The 16,842-nt window shown below is 52.1% G+C and carries 10 protein-coding genes; 9 read left to right on the forward strand and 1 reads right to left on the reverse strand.

Going from position 1 to position 16,842, the window contains the following annotated elements; genetic code table 11:
* The first annotated feature begins 230 nt into the window (after positions 1–230).
* Positions 231–1,373 carry a protein YghO gene (yghO, locus tag ACJHX3_RS03775; protein WP_001377058.1) on the forward strand — a complete coding sequence of 381 codons (1,143 nt, stop codon included), beginning with the start codon at positions 231–233 and terminating at the stop codon, positions 1,371–1,373.
* Positions 1,374–1,379: 6 nt separating this feature from the next.
* On the opposite strand, the gene glcC is transcribed toward yghO, so the two are convergent.
* Positions 1,380–2,144 (reverse strand): transcriptional regulator GlcC, encoded by a 765-nt coding sequence (glcC, locus tag ACJHX3_RS03780; RefSeq protein WP_001308066.1) that lies wholly within the window; start codon positions 2,142–2,144, stop codon positions 1,380–1,382.
* A 250-nt stretch (positions 2,145–2,394) separates the two neighbouring features.
* Between glcC and glcD the strand changes: the two genes are divergently transcribed.
* The 8 genes from glcD to pppA all read left to right on the forward strand — a co-directional run bounded on the left by glcD (position 2,395) and on the right by pppA (position 16,822).
* Entirely contained in the window at positions 2,395–3,894 is a 1,500-nt protein-coding gene (glcD, locus tag ACJHX3_RS03785; protein ID WP_000026140.1) for a glycolate oxidase subunit GlcD, read from the forward strand.
* Positions 3,894–4,946 carry a glycolate oxidase subunit GlcE gene (glcE, locus tag ACJHX3_RS03790; protein ID WP_000943072.1) on the forward strand — a complete coding sequence of 351 codons (1,053 nt, stop codon included), beginning with the start codon at positions 3,894–3,896 and terminating at the stop codon, positions 4,944–4,946. Before glcD ends, glcE begins: the two co-directional genes overlap by 1 nt.
* A gap of 10 nt (positions 4,947–4,956) precedes the next feature.
* Positions 4,957–6,180: a glycolate oxidase subunit GlcF gene (gene glcF, locus ACJHX3_RS03795; RefSeq protein WP_021521040.1), complete on the forward strand. Its 1,224-nt coding sequence runs from the start codon at positions 4,957–4,959 to the stop codon at positions 6,178–6,180.
* A 4-nt stretch (positions 6,181–6,184) separates the two neighbouring features.
* Entirely contained in the window at positions 6,185–6,589 is a 405-nt protein-coding gene (locus ACJHX3_RS03800) for a heme-binding protein (protein WP_001296404.1), read from the forward strand.
* Between the two features lie 21 nt (positions 6,590–6,610).
* A complete protein-coding gene (glcB, locus tag ACJHX3_RS03805) occupies positions 6,611–8,785 on the forward strand; it encodes a malate synthase G (protein ID WP_000084117.1) in 2,175 nt (724 codons plus the stop codon).
* 351 nt (positions 8,786–9,136) lie between these two features.
* A complete protein-coding gene (glcA, locus tag ACJHX3_RS03810) occupies positions 9,137–10,819 on the forward strand; it encodes a glycolate permease GlcA (protein ID WP_000259302.1) in 1,683 nt (560 codons plus the stop codon).
* A gap of 484 nt (positions 10,820–11,303) precedes the next feature.
* Complete coding sequence (gene sslE, locus ACJHX3_RS03815; protein WP_001034476.1) at positions 11,304–15,857, forward strand: lipoprotein metalloprotease SslE; 4,554 nt, start codon at positions 11,304–11,306, stop codon at positions 15,855–15,857.
* 155 nt (positions 15,858–16,012) lie between these two features.
* A complete protein-coding gene (pppA, locus tag ACJHX3_RS03820) occupies positions 16,013–16,822 on the forward strand; it encodes a prepilin peptidase PppA (protein WP_001377056.1) in 810 nt (269 codons plus the stop codon).
* The last annotated feature ends 20 nt before the right edge of the window (positions 16,823–16,842 follow it).

Raw genomic sequence — 16,842 nt, forward strand, 5'->3', positions numbered from 1 at the left:
TTTTATTGTGAATGATATTTAATTTATGAATATATTAAGAAGAAGCCTTGTCCGGTCGCCTTAAATTGATAAAAGGCATTGTGGCGCTTCTGTGTAGTCTCTAACCTTATCGTAATCATTAATAAATACTATTTATTCGTCGTTTGTATTCATTGGGTTGATTATTAAGGTGCCGTTCGTTGCTGTTGCAACCTGTTTGTCACCGTTAATTATTTGTTACCCACAGAACTATGGAATGCGATCTGCTGATGATTAAAATTGAAAAAGTAATTAATAAAAATGACCTTAAGGCATTTATCGCTTTTCCGTCATCACTTTATCCCGACGATCCAAACTGGATACCCCCTTTATTCATTGAACGCAACGAGCATTTGTCTGCGAAAAATCCGGGGACGGACCATATCATCTGGCAGGCGTGGGTGGCAAAAAAAGCCGGGCAGATAGTTGGGCGTATTACCGCGCAAATAGATACCTTGCACCGCGAGCGTTACGGCAAAGATACCGGTCATTTCGGCATGATTGACGCCATTGATGATCCGCAGGTTTTTGCCGCGTTGTTTGGCGCAGCGGAAGCGTGGTTGAAGTCACAAGGTGCAAGTAAGATCAGCGGTCCTTTCAGCCTGAATATCAATCAGGAAAGCGGATTACTGATTGAAGGTTTCGATACACCACCCTGTGCGATGATGCCGCACGGTAAACCGTGGTATGCCGCGCATATTGAACAATTGGGTTATCACAAAGGCATTGATTTACTGGCGTGGTGGATGCAGCGAACCGATCTTACTTTCTCTCCGGCGCTAAAAAAACTGATGGATCAGGTGCGCAAAAAGGTGACCATTCGCTGCATCAATCGCCAGCGGTTTGCCGAAGAGATGCTGATCCTGCGTGAGATTTTCAACTCTGGCTGGCAGCATAACTGGGGATTTGTGCCGTTTACCGAACATGAGTTCGCGACCATGGGCGATCAACTTAAATATCTGGTGCCGGACGATATGATCTACATCGCTGAGATTGATTCTGCACCCTGCGCGTTTATTGTCGGCTTGCCGAACATCAACGAGGCGATTGCCGATCTGAACGGATCGCTCTTTCCCTTCGGCTGGGCAAAATTGCTGTGGCGTTTGAAAGTCAGCGGTGTGCGAACTGCGCGAGTACCGCTGATGGGCGTGCGGGGCGAGTATCAGTTCAGCCGCATCGGCCCGGTGATTGCGCTGTTATTGATTGAAGCCTTACGCGATCCGTTTGCCCGCTGGAAGATCGATGCGCTGGAGATGTCATGGATCCTCGAAACCAATACAGGCATGAATAACATGCTGGAACGCATTGGGGCGGAGCCGTACAAGCGTTACCGATTGTATGAAAAGCAGATTTAATACCAGCTAACTCTGGTTCATCTCCAGCGGCACCGCCGAGCGAATCAAATGGTGACCTTCCAGCTCGATATCGTGGAGATTCTTTTTCACGGTCCGCACATGATCACGTGCTGCGCGCTGGGCGACGTGCGGCAGACGCTGCAACACCGCGTTGTAGATCCGTGCATGCTGGCGATCGATCTGCTTTTTTTGCTGTGGTCGATGGTAGAGATTATTTACGCTGGCAAACACTGAATTAAACATCAGATCGGTCAATGATTGCAGTGTAAACACCAGCACCTGATTGTGAGAAGCCTGACAAATGGCGAGATGGAAAGCGTGATCCAACTGCGCATGTTCGATCAGCGAAATCTCTTTGTTGTTCTCACTGGCGGCGAGCATTTTTTCATAACAGCGGGTTATCACAACAAAATCAGCCTGGGTTCCCAGCGTTGCCGCCAGCCTTGCCGATTCGCCCTCCAGCAATGCGCGAACGTCGAGCAGATCGTACAGCGTTCGCGGCTGCGTACTGAACAGATGGATCAGCGGGCTGGTGTCCTGCACCCGATTAAGCCGTGCGACACGAGAATCGCGACCCTGCGCTGTTTCAATAATCCCGCGCCCGCGCAGCACGGTCAGCCCTTCACGCAGTGCGGAGCGTGAGAAGCCGAGCTTTTCACACAGTCGACGTTCCGAGGGAAGCGGCTGACCGACCTTCAGTACGCCGTCGATAATTAACCGTTCGATACTCTCTGCAACCACTTCGCAAATAGGGCGACGTTCATCTTTCATTCCCGGACCTCGTGCACAGGTAGGACCAATTTTTCTGTTCTTAACTCGCAAAACACGCACATCACGTAAGTGATTATGTTACATCAATTTAACATTAAGTTAACCAAGACAAGGTCACAGAGCTGGAAAAAAAATGGTCTGACCGGTAGCTAAAGAGATAGACGAAAACGAAAAGCCCGCTTAATAACTGTTCACAGAAGCAGCGCGCAAAAATCAGCTGCCACACAACACAACAAAGCGAAGCCTACTCATGAGCATCTTGTACGAAGAGCGTCTTGATGGCGCTTTACCCGATGTCGACCGCACATCGGTACTGATGGCACTGCGTGAGCATGTCCCTGGACTTGAGATCCTGCATACCGATGAGGAGATCATTCCTTATGAGTGTGACGGGTTGAGCGCGTATCGCACGCGTCCATTACTGGTTGTTCTGCCTAAGCAAATGGAACAGGTGACAGCGATTCTGGCTGTTTGTCACCGCCTGCGTGTATCGGTGGTGACCCGTGGTGCAGGCACTGGGCTTTCTGGTGGCGCGCTGCCGCTGGAAAAAGGTGTGTTGTTGGTGATGGCGCGCTTTAAAGAGATCCTCGACATTAACCCCGTTGGTCGCCGCGCGCGCGTGCAGCCGGGCGTGCGTAACCTGGCGATCTCCCAGGCCGTTGCGCCGCATAATCTCTATTACGCGCCGGATCCTTCCTCACAAATCGCCTGTTCAATTGGCGGCAATGTGGCGGAAAATGCCGGTGGCGTCCACTGCCTGAAATATGGTCTGACCGTACATAACTTGCTGAAAATTGAAGTGCAAACGCTGGACGGCGAGGCGCTGACGCTGGGATCGGACGCGCTGGATTCGCCTGGTTTTGACCTGCTGGCGCTGTTCACCGGATCGGAAGGTATGCTCGGCGTGACCACCGAAGTAACGGTGAAGCTGTTGCCGAAGCCGCCCGTGGCGCGGGTTCTGTTAGCCAGCTTTGACTCGGTAGAAAAAGCCGGACTTGCAGTTGGTGACATCATCGCCAATGGCATTATCCCCGGCGGGCTGGAGATGATGGATAACCTGTCGATCCGCGCAGCGGAAGATTTTATTCATGCCGGTTATCCCGTCGACGCCGAAGCGATTTTGTTATGCGAGCTGGACGGCGTGGAGTCTGACGTACAGGAAGACTGTGAGCGGGTTAACGACATCTTGTTGAAAGCGGGCGCGACTGACGTCCGTCTGGCACAGGACGAAGCAGAGCGCGTACGTTTCTGGGCCGGTCGTAAAAATGCGTTCCCTGCGGTAGGACGAATCTCCCCGGATTACTACTGCATGGATGGCACCATCCCGCGCCGCGCTCTGCCTGGCGTACTGGAAGGCATTGCCCGTTTATCGCAGCAATATGATTTACGTGTTGCTAACGTCTTTCATGCCGGAGATGGCAACATGCACCCGTTAATCCTTTTCGATGCCAACGAACCCGGTGAATTTGCCCGCGCGGAAGAGCTGGGCGGGAAGATCCTCGAACTCTGCGTTGAAGTTGGCGGCAGCATCAGTGGGGAACATGGCATCGGGCGAGAAAAAATCAATCAAATGTGCGCCCAGTTCAACAGCGATGAAATCACGACCTTCCATGCGGTCAAGGCGGCGTTTGACCCCGATGGTTTGCTGAACCCTGGGAAAAACATTCCCACGCTACACCGCTGTGCTGAATTTGGTGCCATGCATGTGCATCACGGTCATTTACCTTTCCCTGAACTGGAGCGTTTCTGATGCTACGCGAGTGTGATTACAGCCAGGCGCTGCTGGAGCAGGTGAATCAGGCGATTAGCGATAAAACGCCGCTGGTGATTCAGGGCAGCAATAGCAAAGCCTTTTTAGGTCGTCCTGTCACCGGGCAAACGCTGGATGTGCGTTGTCATCGCGGAATTGTTAATTACGACCCGACCGAGCTGGTGATAACCGCTCGTGCCGGAACGCCGCTGGTGGCGATTGAAGCGGCGCTGGAGAGCGCCGGGCAAATGCTCCCCTGCGAGCCGCCACATTATGGTGAAGAAGCCACCTGGGGCGGGATGGTCGCCTGCGGGCTGGCGGGGCCGCGTCGCCCGTGGAGCGGTTCGGTCCGCGATTTTGTCCTCGGCACGCGCATCATTACCGGCACTGGAAAACATCTGCGTTTTGGTGGCGAAGTGATGAAAAACGTTGCCGGATACGATCTCTCACGGTTAATGGCCGGAAGCTACGGTTGTCTTGGCGTACTTACCGAAATCTCGATGAAAGTGTTACCGCGACCGCGCGCCTCTCTGAGCCTGCGTCGGGAAATCAGCCTGCAAGAAGCCATGAATGAAATCGCCCAGTGGCAACTCCAGCCATTACCCATTAGTGGCTTATGTTACTTCGACAATGCGTTGTGGATCCGCCTTGAGGGCGGCGAAGGATCGGTAAAAGCAGCGCGTGAACTGCTGGGGGGCGAAGAGGTTGCGGGTCAGTTCTGGCAGCAATTGCGTGAACAACAACTGCCGTTCTTCTCGTTACCAGGTACCTTATGGCGCATTTCCTTACCCAGCGATGCGCCGATGATAGATTTACCCGGCGAGCAACTGATCGACTGGGGCGGGGCGCTACGCTGGCTGAAATCGACAGCCGAGGACAATCAAATCCATCGCATCGCCCGCAACGCTGGCGGTCATGCGACCCGCTTTAGTGCCGGAGATGGTGGTTTTGCCCCGCTACCGGCTCCTTTATTCCGCTATCACCAGCAGCTTAAACAGCAGCTCGACCCTTGCGGCGTGTTTAACCCCGGTCGCATGTACGCGGAACTTTGAGGAGCAGGCTATGCAAACCCGATTAACCGAAGAGATGCGGCAGAACGCGCGGGCGCTGGAAGCCGACAGCATCCTGCGTGCCTGTGTTCACTGCGGATTTTGTACCGCAACCTGCCCAACCTATCAGCTCCTGGGCGATGAACTGGACGGGCCGCGCGGGCGCATCTATCTGATTAAACAGGTGCTGGAAGGTAACGAAGTCACGCTTAAAACACAGGAGCATCTCGATCGCTGTCTCACTTGCCGCAATTGTGAAACCACCTGTCCTTCTGGTGTGCGCTATCACAATTTGCTGGATATCGGGCGTGATATTGTCGAGCAGAAAGTGAAACGCCCACTGCCGGAGCGAATGCTGCGCGAAGGATTGCGCCAGGTAGTGCCGCGTCCGGCGGTCTTCCGTGCGCTGACGCAGGTAGGGCTGGTGCTGCGACCGTTTTTACCGGAACAGGTCAGAGCAAAACTGCCTGCTGAAACCGTGAAAGCTAAACCGCGTCCACCGCTGCGCCATAAGCGTCGGGTTTTAATGCTGGAAGGCTGCGCCCAGCCTACGCTTTCGCCCAACACCAACGCGGCAACTGCGCGAGTGCTGGATCGTCTGGGGATCAGCGTCATGCCAGCTAACGAAGCAGGCTGTTGTGGCGCGGTGGACTATCATCTTAATGCGCAAGAGAAAGGGTTAGCGCGGGCGCGCAATAATATTGATGCCTGGTGGCCCGCGATTGAAGCAGGTGCCGAGGCAATTTTGCAAACCGCCAGCGGTTGCGGCGCGTTCGTTAAAGAGTATGGGCAGATGCTGAAAAACGATGCGTTGTATGCCGATAAAGCGCGTCAGGTCAGTGAACTGGCGGTCGATTTAGTCGAACTTCTGCGCAAGGAACCGCTGGAAAAACTGGCAATTCGCGGCGATAAAAAACTGGCCTTCCACTGCCCGTGTACCCTGCAACATGCGCAAAAGCTGAACGGCGAAGTGGAAAAAGTGTTACTTCGTCTTGGATTTACCTTAACGGACGTTCCCGACAGCCATCTGTGCTGCGGTTCAGCGGGAACATATGCGTTAACGCATCCCGATCTGGCACGCCAGCTGCGGGATAACAAAATGAATGCGCTGGAAAGCGGCAAACCGGAAATGATCGTCACCGCCAACATTGGTTGCCAGACGCATCTGGCGAGCGCCGGTCGTACCTCTGTGCGTCACTGGATTGAAATTGTAGAACAAGCCCTTGAAAAGGAATAACAAAATGAAAACTAAAGTCATTCTTAGCCAGCAAATGGCGAGTGCAATTATTGCCGCAGGTCAGGAAGAGGCGCAGAAAAATAACTGGTCTGTTTCCATTGCTGTTGCCGATGACGGCGGTCATCTGCTGGCGTTAAGTCGCATGGACGATTGCGCGCCGATTGCGGCTTACATCGCCCAGGAGAAAGCGCGTACCGCCGCGCTGGGGCGTCGTGAAACTAAGGGCTATGAAGAGATGGTGAACAACGGACGTACCGCGTTCGTGACTGCGCCGTTATTAACGTCGCTGGAAGGCGGCGTACCGGTTGTTGTTGATGGGCAAATTATTGGTGCCGTGGGCGTTTCTGGTTTAACCGGAGCACAGGATGCCCAGGTCGCGAAAGCGGCAGCAGCGGTGTTGGCGAAATAAGCGAAAACGAGGAGAGAAACAATGAGTCAAACCATAACCCAGGGCCGTTTACGCATTGACGCCAATTTTAAACGTTTTGTGGATGAAGAAGTTTTGCCGGGCGTGGAACTGGATGCTGCCGCGTTCTGGCGCAATGTTGATGAGATTGTTCACGATCTGGCACCAGAAAATCGTCAGTTGCTGGCAGAGCGCGATCGCATTCAGGCGGCGCTTGATGAGTGGCATCGCAGCAATCCGGGGTCGGTAAAAGATAAAGCGGCCTATAAATCTTTCCTGCGTGAACTGGGCTACCTGGTGCCGCAACCGGATCGCGTGACGGTGGAAACCACGGGCATTGACAGCGAAATCACCAGCCAGGCGGGGCCACAGCTGGTGGTTCCGGCAATGAACGCCCGCTACGCGCTGAACGCGGCGAACGCTCGCTGGGGCTCACTGTACGATGCGTTATACGGCAGCGACATCATCCCGCAGGAAGGAGCGATGGTCAGCGGCTACGATCCGCAGCGCGGTGAGCAGGTTATCGCCTGGGTTCGGCGTTTCCTCGATGAATCACTACCGCTGGAAAACGGCAGCTATCAGGATGTGGTGGCGTTTAAGGTGGTTGATAAACAATTACACATCCAGTTGAAAAATGGTAAAGAAACCACGTTACGCACCCCGGCGCAGTTTGTCGGTTACCGTGGCAATGCCGCTGCGCCGACCTGCATTTTGCTGAAAAATAACGGTCTGCATATTGAACTGCAAATTGATGCCAACGGGCGGATTGGCAAAGACGATCCGGCGCACATCAACGATGTTATCGTCGAAGCGGCCATCAGTACCATTCTCGACTGCGAAGATTCGGTCGCGGCGGTTGATGCGGAAGATAAAATCCTGCTGTACCGCAACCTGCTGGGCCTGATGCAGGGGACTCTGCAAGAGAAAATGGAAAAAAACGGTCGGAAAATCGTGCGTAAACTGAATGACGATCGTCATTACACCGCCGCCGATGGCTCTGAAATTTCTCTGCACGGACGCTCGCTGCTGTTTATCCGCAACGTGGGTCATTTGATGACCATTCCTGTGATTTGGGACAGCGAAGGCAATGAAATCCCGGAAGGCATTCTTGATGGCGTCATGACAGGCGCGATTGCCCTCTATGATTTAAAAGTGCAGAAAAACTCGCGCACTGGCAGCGTCTATATTGTGAAACCGAAAATGCACGGTCCGCAGGAAGTGGCGTTCGCCAACAAACTGTTTACCCGCGTTGAGACAATGCTCGGTATGGCACCGAATACCCTGAAAATGGGCATTATGGATGAAGAACGCCGAACCTCGCTGAACTTGCGTAGCTGTATCGCTCAGGCGCGCAACCGCGTGGCGTTCATCAATACCGGTTTCCTCGACCGTACCGGCGATGAAATGCATTCGGTGATGGAAGCTGGCCCGATGCTGCGTAAAAACCAGATGAAATCGACGCCGTGGATCAAAGCCTACGAGCGTAATAATGTGCTTTCCGGCCTGTTCTGTGGGCTGCGCGGTAAAGCGCAAATTGGTAAAGGCATGTGGGCAATGCCGGATCTGATGGCAGACATGTACAGCCAGAAGGGCGACCAACTGCGTGCCGGGGCAAACACGGCCTGGGTTCCGTCGCCAACTGCCGCTACGCTCCATGCGCTGCACTACCACCAAACCAACGTACAGAGCGTGCAAGCCAATATTGCCCAGACCGAGTTCAATGCTGAATTTGAACCGCTGCTGGATGATCTGCTGACTATTCCGGTTGCTGAAAACGCTAACTGGTCGGTGGAAGAGATCCAACAAGAGCTGGATAACAACGTGCAGGGGATTCTGGGGTATGTGGTGCGCTGGGTGGAGCAGGGGATTGGTTGTTCAAAAGTGCCGGATATTCACAACGTGGCGTTGATGGAAGACCGCGCAACGCTGCGCATCTCCAGCCAGCATATCGCCAACTGGTTACGTCACGGTATTCTGACCAAAGAACAGGTGCAGGCGTCGCTGGAGAATATGGCGAAAGTGGTGGATCAGCAAAATGCTGGCGATCCGGCGTATCGTCCGATGGCGGGGAATTTCGCTAACTCGTGTGCTTTTAAAGCTGCCAGCGATTTAATCTTCCTCGGCGTGAAACAGCCAAACGGTTATACCGAACCGTTATTACACGCCTGGCGTTTACGCGAAAAAGAAAGTCATTTATAGCGTCAAAAAAGCCCCGGCAAGTTTTATTGTCGGGGCTATGATAGTAACTGCGGTAGTACATTTATCCCGGAAATAACCGGAGCGATTATCAGGGTTTAACAATATTAAATACCCGTAGCGCATTACTAGCGGGATTAAAACAACAATATGGACATCTTAACGATACTCTGCGCCTGCGTGTGCGGAACAGAAACCCTTACCCGATATACTTGTTATGCCAGAGGTAGCAATTGCGTTAGCGGCGTACTGTTGCTGTAAAGTATAACGCCTATATTTTACAGTTCAGTCCTCTTTTGCTTATTACAACCTTAAGTATATCAAGCATATAAAGATAATAAGAGACTGAACAATATGGTTACCTGGACCCAAATGTATATGCCGATGGGAGGACTGGGGCTATCCGCTCTGGTCGCCCTGATCCCGATAATATTCTTCTTCGTTGCACTCGCGGTATTACGTCTGAAAGGACATGTTGCCGGAGCAATAACCCTTATATTATCTATCCTGATTGCGATATTCGCCTTTAAAATGCCGATTGATATGGCATTTGCTGCTGCGGGCTATGGCTTTATTTATGGTTTATGGCCTATTGCGTGGATTATTGTCGCGGCGGTATTCCTGTATAAATTAACCGTTGCCAGCGGCCAGTTCGATATTATCCGCAGCTCGGTTATCTCCATCACCGACGATCAGCGTTTGCAGGTGTTACTGATTGGTTTCTCCTTTGGCGCGTTGCTGGAAGGGGCGGCTGGCTTTGGTGCGCCGGTGGCGATTACCGGTGCGCTGCTGGTGGGCCTGGGCTTCAAACCGTTATACGCGGCGGGGCTGTGTCTGATTGCCAACACTGCGCCGGTGGCGTTTGGTGCGTTGGGCGTGCCGATTCTGGTCGCCGGTCAGGTAACGGGAATCGATCCGTTCCACATTGGCGCAATGGCGGGACGTCAGTTACCGTTCCTGTCGGTTCTTGTGCCGTTCTGGCTGGTAGCAATGATGGACGGCTGGAAAGGGGTGAAAGAGACGTGGCCAGCGGCGCTGGTTGCTGGGGGAAGCTTCGCTGTCACTCAGTTCTTTACCTCTAACTATATTGGTCCGGAACTGCCGGATATTACTTCGGCGCTGGTGAGTATCGTCTCACTCGCTTTATTCCTTAAAGTCTGGCGGCCGAAAAATACCGAAACGGCAATCAGCATGGGACAATCCGCAGGTGCGATGGTGGTGAATAAGCCATCTTCTGGCGGTCCCGTGCCTTCAGAATATAGTCTGGGGCAAATCATTCGTGCGTGGTCACCGTTTTTAATCTTAACGGTGCTGGTCACCATCTGGACGATGAAGCCATTTAAAGCGTTATTTGCTCCGGGCGGCGCGTTTTATTCGCTGGTGATTAATTTCCAGATCCCTCATTTGCATCAACAAGTGTTGAAAGCGGCACCCATTGTCGCCCAACCAACGCCAATGGATGCGGTGTTTAAATTCGACCCTCTCTCGGCTGGCGGCACCGCTATTTTTATTGCGGCGATTATCTCTATCTTCATCCTCGGCGTGGGCATCAAGAAAGGGATTGGCGTCTTTGCCGAAACGCTAATTAGTCTGAAGTGGCCGATATTGTCGATTGGCATGGTGCTGGCGTTCGCCTTCGTCACCAACTATTCCGGTATGTCCACCACGCTGGCGCTGGTACTGGCAGGTACAGGCGTGATGTTCCCGTTTTTCTCACCGTTTCTCGGCTGGCTGGGCGTATTCCTTACCGGCTCGGACACCTCCTCTAACGCCCTGTTTGGTTCACTGCAATCGACCACGGCGCAGCAAATCAACGTCTCTGACACTCTGCTGGTGGCAGCAAATACCAGCGGCGGCGTAACTGGCAAGATGATCTCCCCGCAATCTATCGCCGTGGCCTGCGCCGCGACGGGCATGGTGGGCCGAGAATCTGAACTGTTCCGCTACACCGTGAAGCACAGTCTGATTTTTGCCAGCGTTATCGGCATTATCACGCTGTTGCAGGCGTATGTGTTTACCGGGATGTTAGTTTCGTAAGTCAATAATGCCGGATGATCGTTAATATCATCCGGCTACATTTACATTATTCTGTCTTATTAATTGAAAATTATTTCCCTCTTTATTATCCATGCAGCAATAATGTTTTGCGTTCAGATAACCTGCTAAATAATTAAGAACGTGAGAATATCTATTTTTTTATCACGCAAAACAAGTTTGTACTAATTATGTTCGCTTGATGAGCAAACACCGTGCTATCTGTTGCTTTTGCAATCGCAATCGTTAAAACTATCAACAACTTGGGATAGTTACATTGTGAATAATTGTTACTTTTTTGTTTGTTGAATCTTTTTATAAATACCCCGTCTGACATCGAATAGGGGATATTCTTATAAATTTCACCTGTTTCGTTATCAATAATGCAGTTTTTTAAGAATGGAGGAAATTATTAGAGAAGATAAAGCATAAAACTATTTCTCCCAGTTACGAATTTTTTAACATTGTTTTGTCACTTGCGTTATTAATGAATAAGAAATTTAAATATAAGAAATCGCTTTTAGCGGCTATTTTGAGTGCAACCCTGTTAGCCGGTTGTGATGGCGGTGGCTCCGGATCTTCCTCCGATACGCCGCCTGTAGATTCTGGAACAGGGTCTTTGCCGGAAGTGAAACCTGATCCAACACCAAACCCGGAGCCGACGCCTGAGCCAACGCCGGACCCAGAACCTACGCCGGAACCGACACCTGATCCAGAGCCAGAACCGGAGCCAGAACCTGTTCCTACGAAAACGGGTTATCTGACCCTGGGCGGAAGCCAGCGGGTAACTGGTGCTACCTGTAATGGTGAATCCAGCGATGGCTTTACATTTACGCCAGGCGACAAAGTCACCTGTGTGGCAGGGAACAACACGACAATTGCTACCTTCGACACCCAGTCAGAAGCTGCGCGTAGCCTGCGTGCGGTTGAAAAAGTGTCGTTTAGTCTTGAGGACGCGCAAGAACTGGCGGCTTCCGATGACAAGAAAAGCAATGCGGTTTCGCTGGTAACGTCCAGTAACAGCTGTCCGGCGAATACAGAACAGGTTTGCCTGACGTTCTCCTCAGTGATCGAGAGTAAACGTTTCGACTCGCTGTATAAGCAAATCGATCTGGCACCGGAAGAGTTCAAAAAGCTGGTCAATGAAGAGGTGGAAAACAATGCCGCGACCGATAAAGCGCCATCCACTCATACTTCACCGGTCGTGCCTGTCACCACGCCGGGAACAAAACCGGATCTGAACGCTTCCTTCGTGTCGGCTAACGCGGAACAGTTTTATCAGTATCAACCTTCGGAAATCATTCTCTCCGAAGGTCGACTGGTAGATAGTCAGGGGGATGGTGTAGTTGGCGTCAACTATTACACCAATTCCGGCCGTGGTGTAACCGGAGAAAACGGGGAATTTTCCTTTAGTTGGGGGGAAACCATCTCCTTTGGCATCGACACTTTTGAGCTTGGTTCTGTGCGTGGTAACAAGTCGACTATTGCGCTGACGGAGCTGGGCGATGAAGTTCGCGGGGCAAATATCGATCAGCTTATTCATCGCTATTCGACGACCGGGCAAAATAATACCCGTGTTGTGCCGGACGATGTACGCAAGGTCTTTGCCGAATATCCCAACGTGATCAACGAGATTATCAATCTCTCGTTATCCAACGGTGCGACGCTGGATGAAGGTGAGCAAGTTGTTAATCTGCCAAACGAATTTATTGAGCAGTTTAAGACGGGTCAAGCCAAAGAGATCGATACCGCGATTTGTGCGAAAACCGACGGTTGTAACGAAGCTCGCTGGTTCTCGCTGACGACGCGCAATGTTAATGACGGCCAGATTCAGGGCGTTATCAACAAGCTGTGGGGTGTGGATACAAGTTACAAATCTGTCAGCAAGTTCCATGTATTCCATGACTCCACCAACTTCTATGGCAGCACCGGTAATGCGCGCGGTCAGGCGGTGGTGAATATCTCTAACGCGGCCTTCCCGATTCTGATGGCGCGTAATGATAAAAACTACTGGCTGGCCTTCGGCGAGAAACGCGCCTGGGATAAAAACGAGCTGGCGTACATTACGGAAGCGCCTTCTCTTGTTGAGCCGGAAAACGTTACGCGCGATACCGCCACCTTTAACCTGCCGTTTATTTCGCTGGGGCAAGTCGGTGAGGGCAAACTGATGGTTATCGGTAACCCGCACTACAACAGCATTTTGCGTTGTCCGAACGGTTACAGCTGGAACGGGGGCGTTAATAAAGACGGGCAGTGTACGCTCAGCGGTGATTCAGATGACATGAAGCACTTCATGCAGAACGTACTGCGCTATCTGTCCGACGATAAATGGACTCCGGACGCGAAAGCCAGCATGACCGTAGGCACCAACCTGGATACTGTCTATTTCAAACGTCATGGTCAGGTTACAGGAAACAGTGCTGCGTTCGACTTCCATCCGGATTTTGCGGGTATCTCGGTTGAGCATTTAAGTAGCTATGGCGATCTCGATCCGCAGGAAATGCCGCTGCTGATCCTTAACGGCTTTGAGTATGTGACTCAGGTGGGGGGCGATCCCTATGCAGTGCCTCTGCGTGCAGATACCAGCAAACCGAAGCTGAGCCAGCAGGATGTGACCGATCTGATCGCCTATCTGAACAAAGGCGGTTCGGTGCTGATCATGGAAAACGTGATGAGCAATCTTAAGGAAGAGAGCGCGTCTGGTTTTGTGCGTCTGTTGGATGCTGCAGGTCTGTCAATGGCACTGAACAAGTCGGTGGTGAATAACGATCCTCAAGGGTATCCGAACCGCGTTCGTCAGCAGCGCGCAACGGGCATTTGGGTCTATGAACGTTATCCTGCCGTAGACGGTGCGCTGCCGTACACCATCGATAGTAAGACAGGGGAAGTTAAGTGGAAATATCAGGTAGAAAACAAACCTGATGACAAACCGAAGCTGGAAGTTGCCAGCTGGCTGGAAGATGTAGATGGCAAACAGGAAACGCGTTATGCCTTTATTGATGAGGCCGATCATAAAACAGAGGATTCTCTGAAGGCTGCGAAGGAGAAAATTTTCGCCGCGTTCCCGGGGCTGAAAGAGTGTACTAATCAGGCATATCACTACGAGGTCAACTGTCTGGAATACCGTCCTGGCACGGGGGTTCCGGTTACTGGTGGCATGTATGTTCCACAGTATACGCAACTAAGCCTTAACGCCGACACGGCAAAAGCGATGGTGCAGGCTGCGGATTTAGGCACCAATATTCAGCGTCTTTATCAGCATGAGCTCTACTTCCGGACCAATGGTCGCAAAGGTGAGCGTCTGAGCAGCGTCGATCTGGAACGTCTGTACCAGAACATGTCGGTCTGGCTGTGGAATGAAATTGAATATAGCTATGACAGCAGCAAGGATGACGAGCTGGGCTTTAAAACGTTCACCGAGTTCCTGAACTGCTACGCCAACGATGCTTACACCAAAGGTACGCTGTGCTCCGCAGAGCTGAAACAATCGCTGATCGATAACAAGATGATCTACGGTGAAGGCAGCAAAGCGGGCATGATGAACCCGAGCTATCCGCTCAACTATATGGAAAAACCGCTGACGCGCCTGATGCTGGGTCGTTCCTGGTGGGATCTGAACATCAAAGTTGATGTCGAGAAGTATCCGGGAGCAGTATCGGAAGAGGGGCAGGAGGTTACTGAAAGCATCAGCCTGTACTCGAATCCGACCAAATGGTTTGCGGGTAACATGCAGTCTACTGGTCTGTGGGCTCCGGCTCAAAAAGAGGTCACCATTGAGTCTACTGCATCAGTTCCTGTGACTGTCACCGTGGCGCTGGCCGACGATCTGACCGGACGCGAGAAGCATGAAGTCGCGCTGAACCGTCCGCCAAAAGTGACGAAAACCTATGAGCTGAAAGCCAATGGTAAGGTGAAGTTTACGGTTCCTTACGGTGGCCTGATTTATATCAAAGGCAATAGCTCTACCAATGAATCTGCCAGCTTCACCTTTACTGGCGTGGTAAAAGCACCGTTCTATAAAGACGGCGCATGGAAAAACGATCTGAACTCTCCTGCCCCGCTGGGCGAACTGGAGTCTGCGTCGTTCGTCTATACCACACCGAAGAAGAACCTGAATGCCAGCAATTACACGGGCGGACTGGAGCAATTCGCTAAAGATCTGGATACCTTTGCCAGCTCTATGAATGATTTCTACGGTCGTAATGATGAAAACGGTAAGCACCGGATGTTTACCTATAAAAACTTGACGGGCCACAAGCATCGTTTCACTAACGATGTGCAGATCTCCATCGGTGATGCGCACTCGGGTTATCCGGTAATGAACAGCAGCTTCTCGACGAACAGCACCACGCTGCCGACGACGCCGCTGAACGACTGGCTGATTTGGCACGAAGTCGGTCATAACGCTGCAGAAACACCGCTGAACGTACCGGGTGCAACTGAAGTGGCGAACAACGTGCTGGCGCTGTACATGCAGGATCGCTATCTCGGTAAGATGAACCGTGTCGCTGACGATATTACCGTCGCACCGGAATATCTGGACGAGAGCAACGGTCAGGCATGGGCGCGCGGCGGTGCGGGTGACCGTCTGCTGATGTACGCGCAGCTGAAGGAATGGGCAGAGAAAAACTTTGATATCAAACAGTGGTATCCAGAAGGCTCTCTGCCAGAGTTCTACAGCGAGCGTGAAGGGATGAAAGGCTGGAACCTGTTCCAGTTGATGCACCGTAAAGCGCGCGGCGATGAGGTTGGCAATAACAAGTTCGGCAGTAAGAACTACTGTGCTGAATCTAACGGTAACGCTGCCGACACGCTGATGCTGTGTGCCTCCTGGGTCGCCCAGACTGATCTTTCGGAGTTCTTTAAGAAATGGAATCCGGGCGCGAATGCTTACCAGTTGCCGGGAGCGACGGAGATGAGCTTCGAAGGCGGTGTGAGCCAGTCGGCTTACAACACGCTCGCGTCACTCGATCTGCCGAAACCGAAGCAAGGGCCGGAAACCATTAATAAGGTTACCGAATATTCGATGCCTGCTGAATAACCCGGATAAGGCGCTCGCGCCGCATCCGGCATGAAATAAGGCGCATCGGGTCAACACATATGCCCGATGCGCCAGCTTATCGGGCCTGGAGGAAAGCCGTATGGCATACACCTGCAGGCCCGCATCCGGCAAGTTACAACAAATAACCTTTAACCATGTTTTTTGATGTTTTTCAGCAATACCCCGCGGCGATGCCCATACTGGCAACCGTCGGAGGATTGATTATCGGCAGTTTTTTGAATGTGGTGATTTGGCGTTACCCCATCATGCTGCGCCAACAAATGGCGGAGTTTCACGGTGAAATGCCGAGTACGCAGTCAAAAATAAGCCTGGCGCTGCCACGCTCGCACTGTCCGCATTGCCAGCAGACCATCCGGATACGTGACAATATACCGCTGCTCTCCTGGCTGATGCTCAAAGGGCGCTGCCGCGACTGTCAGGCGAAAATCAGCAAGCGTTATCCGCTGGTGGAGTTATTGACGGCACTCGCTTTTTTGCTGGCGAGTCTGGTGTGGCCAGAAAGTGGATGGGGGCTGGCGGTGATGATATTATCCGCCTGGCTGATTGCCGCGAGCATCATTGACCTCGATAACCAATGGCTGCCCGATGTTTTTACTCAGGGCGTATTGTGGACCGGGCTGATTGCGGCATGGGTCCAGCAGAGTCCGCTCACGCTACAAGACGCAGTTACCGGCGTACTGGTGGGATTTATCACTTTTTACTCCCTGCGCTGGATAGCCGGAATAGTTCTGCGTAAAGAAGCATTAGGCATGGGCGATGTATTATTGTTCGCTGCGTTAGGTAGTTGGGTGGGGGCGTTGTCGCTGCCCAATGTTGCTTTAATCGCCTCATGCTGCGGCCTGATATATGCCGTTATTACAAAAAGAGGATCAACCACACTGCCTTTTGGACCGTGTTTAAGTCTGGGCGGTATAGCAACACTTTATCTACAGGCATTGTTTTAATGATAACCACGTCATTATCG

The sequence above is a fragment of the Escherichia sp. WS1265 genome, from assembly GCF_046487585.1.
Taxonomy (GTDB): Bacteria; Pseudomonadota; Gammaproteobacteria; order Enterobacterales; family Enterobacteriaceae; genus Escherichia; species Escherichia coli.